Raw genomic sequence first — 7,377 nt, 5'->3', positions numbered from 1 at the left:
TGTGCGCGAGTTGAGCGCGCCGGGCCAGAGCCCACTGATCGTGCGTGGCCTTCGTGATCGACCCGGCCCAGCGGGACGACGACCGGGCGGTGAGCGCACGCTTGCGCTCCGCCCATGCATCGCCGTCGTGGTCCAGCCCGGCCGCACAGCGCGTCTTCAGATCACGGGAGGCAAGCGACCCCAGATGCTCACCGACCAGCCGCAGCACCTTCTCGTCCCCCGGGCTCAGGCATTTGAGCCGGTCACGGACCGCCACACCGGCGGGGCCGGGCACCACGAACGGCGCCGCCAACGCCCGCACCCCACCCACCCCGTCCCCCTCCCGGCCGAAGCAACCGCCACCACACCCAACGACCACCACCCGACAAAGGTCACCCATTCGACAGACGAATTCCCGTTCCCTCTCCAGGCAGAAGCGTCCACCCGAGTCGTGAGCACTCACTCATGCTCGCGACAACACACTTGAGCGCTGTTATGCAGTAGCAGCTCACAACCCCTCCGGGAAACAAGCTGCTGGCCTCGGGTGCCGGGCTGATCGACCGGATGCGCGACGCGCTGACAGGCCGCGGCGAACATGACTGAGCACGGCTGAGTGCGACTGGTGCGACTAGTGCGACAAGGGCTGGGACCGCGGTCAGGGCCCGTCGGCGCCCTGCCGATGCACCTGTATCTCCTCCAGCCGGTCGAGCAGTTCGTCCTCGCGCCGGTCGAACGTCTCCTGGTCGATCTCTCCCTCGACGAGCTTTCGCTCGAGCTCGGCGAGTTCGCGGTGTATGGGCGCCGGGTCGTAGTACTCGTTCTCAGCCGCTTCCCGAACGCGATCGACCACCCACACGACGCCACGCACCGGCGCCAGGGGGAGGGTGGCGAGCTGGGTGAAGAGGCCCATGGGAACTCCTCAGACGAAACTGTAGGGAGGAAGAGGACCGCCCAGCCGGAACTCGAAGTCGTCGCCCATCTGGTTGGCGACGCTCAACTCGGTGGTCAGGAAGGCCTCTTCCTGCTCCTCGGTCACCAGGAACGAGACGCTGAGGAAGTCCGGCCCGCTCGGCTGGTAGCAGTCGAGCTCCCGGGCGAACGGGCGGAGCGCCTCGATCACCCCCGTGGCCAGCGCCTCCTCGCGCGCCTGCACTTCGTAGGCGACCAGCTCACCGAGCCTGACCGAGGCGTCGGGCCCCGCGGCATCGGCACGGATCGCCTCGTTGAGCTGTCGCGCGTCGTCCGACTCCCGGAGGATCTGGCGCAGCAGGGCATCCTCGTCCTGTGAGGCCTTGAGGTGGTATTCAGTGCACCCTTCGAGTGCCCGGAGCCGCTCCAAGTACTCCTCGGCACGTTCCTCCAGAGCGGCCCGTACGGCATCGTCGTCCGCCGCCATGAGGCCGAATCTCAGGGGCAGCACGGTGCCGTCGGACATGAGCCGCTCCTGCACCTCCTGGTGGGCGCTGATGTCGCGGCGCTTGGGACGAAGTTCCTCCGGGGCATCGCTGACCACGGCGCACAGCGAGCCGGCGGTCACGGTCCGCAGGTCGGCCGGGGACTCACCGACGCCGCGGAGATCGTCGAGGCGCAGCGGGTGCTGCTCGCCGGTGATGGAGTAGACGTACACGGCCATGACTCATTCCCTCTCGCGGGGCGAGCGCCTCTCCTGCCGGGAGGTGTCACGTTCGGTCACGCCCTTGAGGGAGTCGGTGACCGCTTCCACGGCGCCGGAGAGGGCGCCCTTGGCCTTGCCTTTGGCTCCGCTCTCCATCGACTCACCGACGAGGTCGGTCAGCTGGCTGGGGGCCTTTCTTCCGGCTTCGAGATCAAGGCGGTTGCATGCCTCAGCGAAGCGCAGGTAGGTGTCGACGCTGGCGACGACGATGCGGGCGTCGATCTTGAGTATTTCGATGCCCACGAGCGACACGCGGGCGAAGACATCGATCACCAGTCCGCGATCAAGAATGAGTTCCAGGACGTCGTAGAGACTGCCGCTACCGCCGCCGCGAGCGACGCCGCCTCCGCCCTGTGGCACCACGGTCATCGTGAGTACTCGCTCCCCTTGCGGGGCCTGTCCGTCATGGTGCCCCTGACCTGCCGCTCGCTCGTTCCTCGACCTCCTCGCTGCGGTGCGGGAGCGGTGTGGACCTCGGCCACCGCGGCCGACAGCACTTCCCGCACGCCCTCGGGCAGCGGCTCACCCGTGACGGTGTCCACCAGTTCCTGGGCTACGGCGTGGAGTTTGACGTTGGTGTTCTGCGAGGTCATGACGAGGGCGTGCCAAGCTCCCTCAGGAGTGAGGCCGAAGGAGGCCATGAGGATGCCGCGGGCCAGGTCGATGGTCGGCCGGGTCCGCATCGCCCTCCGGAGCTGACCGACTTCGACGCGCAACTCCTCTTCGCTGCCCTCGGCTTGCGGCGCGGCGGCGCCGGGCCGCGGGCCCTGGTCGCTGTCGACCGCCGTGAGCGGGAAGGGCGGCGTGCCGGTCACCCTGAGGATCCGGCGGAAAGCGTGGCTGGCCGTACGGACGGTGACCGTCTTCGACTCCTCCAGCGCCTGCCGTCTGATGCCCAGCAGGACGTTGAGACCCGAGCAGTCGCAGAACTCGACCCCCTTCAGATCGAGGTCGATGCCGCGGACCGACCACGTGAGCGCGGCGCGCAAGGCGCGTTGCAGCTCCTGGCTCACGACGATGTCGAGTTCGCCGCACAGGCTGACGGTCGTCCGGTCACCGTTGAGCCGGGAAGCGATCGTGAACTCGGGCGGAGGGGCGGGGCCCGCACCGACGGCGTCGCCGGGCGCGGCACACGGGCCGACTGCCTCCCTCTGCACGGAATGTGCCAGCTCGGACATGGCCGTTTCTTCCATCGGAAAATCGTGTACGTCTCCCCAGGCTCCCCCTCCCCGGAAAATACGTCAAGATACATGAAATAAACTTCCGGTTTTTGTATGCGTGAATGATCAGTCGTATGGTGCACCCATGGACGGAGTGCCTGAGCCGCAGACGAGCTGGACGTTCCTGACCAATCACGCGCGAGTTCTGGCTGCCATCGCAGACAACCGCAACATCCGCATCCGCGATATCGCCGCGCGCTGCCGGCTCACCGAACGTGCCGTACAGAAGATCATTTCCGATCTCGAGCAGGACGGTTACCTGTCCCACACCCGAGCGGGCCGTGGCAACACGTACCAGATCGAGCCGGAAAAGGTCCTGCGTCATCCTGCCGAGGCCGGGCTCACCGTCGCCTCACTGCTCTCCCTCCTCATCCGCGACGAAGCGCAGCGCGCCGGTCGGCTCTCCGGCAGTCGGGCGCACACCGACCAATAGCCTCCGGCACGAACAGCCGCAGGTGCCTGATGGACCGGACGCCGAGGCTCGGCGGAGACTCTGTCGGCCTGCCGACGGTACGGATCGCCGCCCCGGATGCTTACATTTCGGGGATTCGGGGAACCGAGCCCCCAGTTCTCGGGGACGCCGAAGATCCCGTCGGGCCGGGGCGGGCTGGAGGAGGTCGGGTGAGGTCCAAGGTCGTCGCGGTCGCCGAGTTCCTCGCCTGGTGGGCCGCGCTCGCGGTGCTGTGGCTGCTGTTGATCGGTCCCGTCGACGGGCTGGAGTTGCTGGTGGGTGGTTCGGTCGCCGTCGTCGGTGCGCTCGCGGCCGGTGCCGCGCGGCGGGCGGTGAGCGACCGATGACGTCCTGGCCCTGGCTCGCGGCGGCGTTCGCCCTTCTCGTGGCCGGTCTCGCGCCCGCGGTGTGGGGCGTCGCGACGGGGCCGCTGCGGCGCCGGGTCGTCGCCCAGAACACGGCCACGCTCGTCGTGTGCCTGGCCTTCCTGCTGCTGTCGCAGGGGTACGGCCGGACGTCGTACGTCGACCTGGCGCTCGTCCTCGCCGTGGTCGGACCGGCCGGCACCCTCGTGTACGCGCGGCTGCTCGCCGAGGATCTGGAGCGCGACCCTCCGCGTGCGCGGGGCACCGTCCACGTCGCCGTCGCCCTCACCGTGCTGGTCGTCGTACCGCTGTGTGTCGCCGCAGGGCCAGGCCGCGCGACGGCGAAGCTGGTCGTCATCGGAGCCCTGCTCGTCGTAGGCAACGTGGTCGCGTCCCGCGCCCTCGGCGGGCGGCAACTGAAGGAGCTCGGTCATGGATGACGCCCTCGTCGCGCTGAGCCTGCTCCTCGTCGCCGCGTCGGCCACGGCCGCCGTCGCCGCCCGTGACCCCGTCCGGCAGTCCCTGGTGCTCGCGCTCCTCGGGCTCACCCTCGCCGTGCTGTTCACCGTGCTCCAGGCCCCTGACGTGGCCCTGTCGCAGCTCGCGGTCGGATCGGTGCTGACTCCGCTGCTGATCCTGCTCACGGCACGCAAGGTACGCAGGCGCGGCCGCAACCACGACCGCGGCCGGAGACGGGACGGGAAGCCGGGGCCGGAGACGGGCGGGGAGCGTGCAGGTTGAGCCGCCGGCTGCGCGCGTGCGTCCTCGCCGTGGGGCTGCTCGGCCTGGCGGCCCTGCTGGGCGCGGCCTGTCTGCGGCTTCCCGGCTTCGGCGGCACCGTGCACCCGTACGGCGACCGTGCCGTGCACGCCTCGCTCTCCCGTCACACCGCGAACGTCGTCTCCTCGGTCAACTTCGACCAGCGTGCGTTCGACACGCTCGGCGAGGAGAGCATCCTGTTCGCGGCGGTGCTCGGGACGGTCGTCCTGCTGCGCCAGACCCGCGACGAACGGGAGGTCGAGCCCGCTCCGGCGCAGGTCGCCCGGTCCGTGTGCCGCTACGCGCTCCTCGCGCTGCCCGTGACGCTCGTCATCGGCCTCTACGTCGTCGCGCACGGGCAGTTGAGCCCCGGCGGCGGTTTCCAGGGCGGCGTGGTGGCGGCGACGGCGCTGCATCTGCTGTACATCGCCGTCGACTACCGCGCGCTGGAACGCATCCGGCCCGTGGGCCTGTACGAGGTCGCGGACGCCGTCGGCGAGGGCGCCTTCCTGGTGATCGGGATCGCGGGGCTGCTCGCGGGCGCCGCCTTCCTCGCCAACTTCCTGCCGTACGGGACGTTCAACACCCTCGCGTCGGGCGGCACGGTGCCGCTGCTGAACGCGGCGATCGGCATGGAGGTCGCCGGCGCGGTGGTCGTCCTGCTCGCCCGCTTCCTGGACCAGGCGGTCGAGATCGAGTCCGAGGGCGACGATGCGAAGAAGAAGACGAAGGCATGAGTAAGGAGGGAACGACGCCTGATGTCCGTCCTGCCCTACCTGGTGGCCGTATGGCTCCTCCTCGTCGGCTGCGTCGGCCTCGCGACCAGCCGCAACCTCATCCACGCGGTCGGCTGTCTGACGGTCTGCCAGGCCTCCACGTACGTCCTGCTGCTCACCGTCGGATACCGCCACGGCGGCACCGCCCCCGTGCACTCCGATCTCCCGCCCGGTTCGCGGCCGCTCGTCGACCCGGTGGTTCAGGCCCTGTGCCTCACCGATGTCGTGGTCGGCGCCACGGTCACCGCGCTGCTGCTGGCGCTGGTGATCCAGGTGTCGAAGCGGCACGGCACCGTCGTTCCCGACGAGCTCTCCGGGCTGCGGGGATGAGGGGATGAGCTGAGGGGATGAGCTGAGGGGATGAGCTGAGGGGATGGAACGTCTGCTGCCGCTGATCGTGGCGCTCCCGCTGATGGGAGCGGCCCTGCTCGTCGCCGCGGGGCGCCGGCTGCCCCGGGCCGTCGCCGAGGCCGTGGGCGGCGCGGTCGCCGCCGCCACCGCCGGGCTCGTGCTGTGGCTGCTTCTGCGGCACCCGGTGCCCGAGATGGAATGGGTCGGCGGCTGGTCGCCCGTCGACGGCGGCCCGAGCGTCGGCATCGTGCTGCGGGCGGGGCACCTGGCCCTGGGACTCACGGCCCTCGTCTCCGTGCTCGTCGTGGCCGTACTCGTCTACTCCTGGCGCTATTTCGACGAACCGCCGGAGCGCCAGACCGGTGCGTTCCCGGCCCTTGTCCTGCTGTTCGAGGCCGGCATGGCCGGCTTCGTCCTCACCGGCGACCTCTTCAACGCCTTCGTCTTCTTCGAGTTGATGAGCGTCGTCGCCTACGCGCTCACCGGCTATCGCGTCGAGGACCCCAAGGCAGTGCAGGGCGCCCTGACGTTCGGCGTGGTCAACTCGCTGGGGGCGTACCTCCTCCTGACCGGCATCGCCCTGCTGTACGCCCGAACCGGCGAACTCGGCATGCGGGCCATCGGGCACCGACTCGACGCCCAGGGCGCCCCCGACGCGCTGGTCCTCGCCGCCTTCGTGCTCGTCCTGACCGGGCTGCTGGTCAAGGCGGCCGCCGTGCCGTTCCACTTCTGGCTGCCCGATGCGCACGCCGTCGCGCCGACGCCGGTGTGCATGCTGCTGTCGGGGGTGATGGTGGAGCTGGGCGTGTACGGCGTCGGTCGCGTGTACTGGTTCGTGTTCGCCGGTCCCGGCGGCATCCCCGCACCCGCCGCGAGGGTGGCGCTCGTGACCCTGGGTGTGCTGACCGCGCTCGTGGCAGCCGTCATGTGCTGGCTCCAACGCCATGTGAAGCGGCTGTTGGCCTACTCGACGGTCGCGCACACCGGGCTGTTCCTGATCGGTGTCGGCCTGCTCACCCCGCAGTCCACAGCGGGCGCGGCCTTGTACGTCGTGGGGCATGCCGGCGTCAAGGCGGCGCTGTTCGCCTGCGCGGGTATTCTGCTCGATCGCTACGGCAGCATCGACGAGCACGAACTGCACGGCCGCGCACGGGAATTGCCGATTGTCGCGGGCCTCTTCGTGGTGGGTGGGCTGGCGCTCACCGGGCTGCCGCCGTTCGGCTCGGGCCTCGGCAAGGCGGTCACGGAGGAGGCCGCCGGAGGCCGGCTCACCGTCGTGTTCGTCGCCGTCTCCGCCGTGACGGGCGGCGCGGTACTGCGGGTGGCCGCGCGGGTCTTCGGCGGTCTCGGGGCCCGGCCCACGGAGGAGCCGTCGCACGAGACGAAGGGCGAGGACGAGGAGCCCGAGACCAAGGGGCGGCTGCGGCGCGTCCCCGACACCATGCTGGCGGTGCCTGCCGTCCTGCTCGCCGGGTCGCTCGCCGTCGGTGTCGTGCCGGGCGTGGCGGCGGCCGTCGGGGGCGCCGTGGACGAAGCGCTGAGGGTACCCTCCACCGAGGTTCCCCACTGGTCCGTCCACGGCGTGCTGCTGGGCCTGCTGTCGACCGTGCTCGCCGTCGCCCTGGCGGCATGGGCCCTCCTGCGGCCCGCCTCAGCATGGTTGAGCACCTGGACGGGACCGCTGCGCCGCCTGCAGTCGGGCCATATCGGCGACTACGTGGCCTGGCTGGTCCTGGGTGCCGTACTCCTCGGTGCCCTGGCGCTGCCGGGCACCGTGCCGGGTTGAGCGCATCGGTGACGT

11 protein-coding genes and 2 pseudogenes are annotated in these 7,377 nt (G+C 70.4%); 8 read left to right on the top strand and 5 right to left on the bottom strand.

What is annotated here, in order from left to right; genetic code table 11:
- Positions 1-310: pseudogene (locus tag ABZ910_RS33405) on the bottom strand (IS200/IS605 family accessory protein TnpB-related protein); the annotation flags it as partial.
- Between the two features lie 182 nt (positions 311-492).
- Between ABZ910_RS33405 and ABZ910_RS33400 the strand changes: the two are divergent.
- Positions 493-582: pseudogene (locus tag ABZ910_RS33400) on the top strand (hemerythrin domain-containing protein); the annotation flags it as partial.
- Positions 583-634: 52 nt separating this feature from the next.
- On the opposite strand, the gene ABZ910_RS33395 reads toward ABZ910_RS33400, so the two are convergent.
- The 4 genes from ABZ910_RS33395 to ABZ910_RS33380 are packed head-to-tail and all read right to left on the bottom strand — an operon-like array spanning position 635 to position 2,847.
- Positions 635-889: a gas vesicle protein GvpG gene (locus tag ABZ910_RS33395; RefSeq protein WP_361372667.1), complete on the bottom strand. Its 255-nt coding sequence runs from the start codon at positions 887-889 to the stop codon at positions 635-637.
- A gap of 9 nt (positions 890-898) precedes the next feature.
- Positions 899-1,612 carry a GvpL/GvpF family gas vesicle protein gene (locus ABZ910_RS33390; protein ID WP_361372665.1) on the bottom strand — a complete coding sequence of 238 codons (714 nt, stop codon included), beginning with the start codon at positions 1,610-1,612 and terminating at the stop codon, positions 899-901.
- Between the two features lie 3 nt (positions 1,613-1,615).
- Positions 1,616-2,023 carry a gas vesicle structural protein GvpA gene (locus ABZ910_RS33385; RefSeq protein WP_361372663.1) on the bottom strand — a complete coding sequence of 136 codons (408 nt, stop codon included), beginning with the start codon at positions 2,021-2,023 and terminating at the stop codon, positions 1,616-1,618.
- A complete protein-coding gene (locus ABZ910_RS33380; protein WP_361372661.1) occupies positions 2,020-2,847 on the bottom strand; it encodes an ANTAR domain-containing protein in 828 nt (275 codons plus the stop codon). The genes ABZ910_RS33385 and ABZ910_RS33380 overlap by 4 nt, the downstream gene beginning before the upstream one ends.
- Positions 2,848-2,959: 112 nt before the next feature.
- On the opposite strand from ABZ910_RS33380, the gene ABZ910_RS33375 reads away from it, so the two are divergent.
- The 7 genes from ABZ910_RS33375 to ABZ910_RS33345 all read left to right on the top strand — a co-directional run bounded on the left by ABZ910_RS33375 (position 2,960) and on the right by ABZ910_RS33345 (position 7,362).
- Positions 2,960-3,307, top strand: coding sequence for a helix-turn-helix domain-containing protein (locus ABZ910_RS33375; protein ID WP_361372659.1), 348 nt, complete (start codon positions 2,960-2,962; stop codon positions 3,305-3,307).
- 188 nt (positions 3,308-3,495) lie between these two features.
- The gene (locus ABZ910_RS33370) at positions 3,496-3,672 is read left to right on the top strand and encodes a hypothetical protein (RefSeq protein ID WP_361372657.1); all 177 of its coding nucleotides are present in this window, start codon (positions 3,496-3,498) and stop codon (positions 3,670-3,672) included.
- Positions 3,669-4,130: an MrpF/PhaF family protein gene (locus tag ABZ910_RS33365; protein WP_361372655.1), complete on the top strand. Its 462-nt coding sequence runs from the start codon at positions 3,669-3,671 to the stop codon at positions 4,128-4,130. The genes ABZ910_RS33370 and ABZ910_RS33365 overlap by 4 nt, the downstream gene beginning before the upstream one ends.
- The gene (locus ABZ910_RS33360) at positions 4,123-4,431 is read left to right on the top strand and encodes a DUF4040 domain-containing protein (protein ID WP_361372653.1); all 309 of its coding nucleotides are present in this window, start codon (positions 4,123-4,125) and stop codon (positions 4,429-4,431) included. Before ABZ910_RS33365 ends, ABZ910_RS33360 begins: the two co-directional genes overlap by 8 nt.
- The gene (gene mbhE, locus ABZ910_RS33355; RefSeq protein ID WP_361372651.1) at positions 4,428-5,186 is read left to right on the top strand and encodes a hydrogen gas-evolving membrane-bound hydrogenase subunit E; all 759 of its coding nucleotides are present in this window, start codon (positions 4,428-4,430) and stop codon (positions 5,184-5,186) included. The genes ABZ910_RS33360 and mbhE overlap by 4 nt, the downstream gene beginning before the upstream one ends.
- A 21-nt stretch (positions 5,187-5,207) precedes the next feature.
- Complete coding sequence (locus ABZ910_RS33350) at positions 5,208-5,555, top strand: cation:proton antiporter subunit C (protein ID WP_361372649.1); 348 nt, start codon at positions 5,208-5,210, stop codon at positions 5,553-5,555.
- Positions 5,556-5,598: 43 nt separating this feature from the next.
- A complete protein-coding gene (locus ABZ910_RS33345) occupies positions 5,599-7,362 on the top strand; it encodes a proton-conducting transporter membrane subunit (protein ID WP_361372647.1) in 1,764 nt (587 codons plus the stop codon).
- The last annotated feature ends 15 nt before the right edge of the window (positions 7,363-7,377 follow it).

This window comes from Streptomyces sp. NPDC046805 (genome assembly GCF_040645355.1).
In the GTDB taxonomy this organism is placed as follows: domain Bacteria; phylum Actinomycetota; class Actinomycetes; order Streptomycetales; family Streptomycetaceae; genus Streptomyces.
The sequence above is the reverse complement of the archived record's forward strand: the minus strand, read 5'-3'. Positions and strand labels throughout refer to the sequence as shown.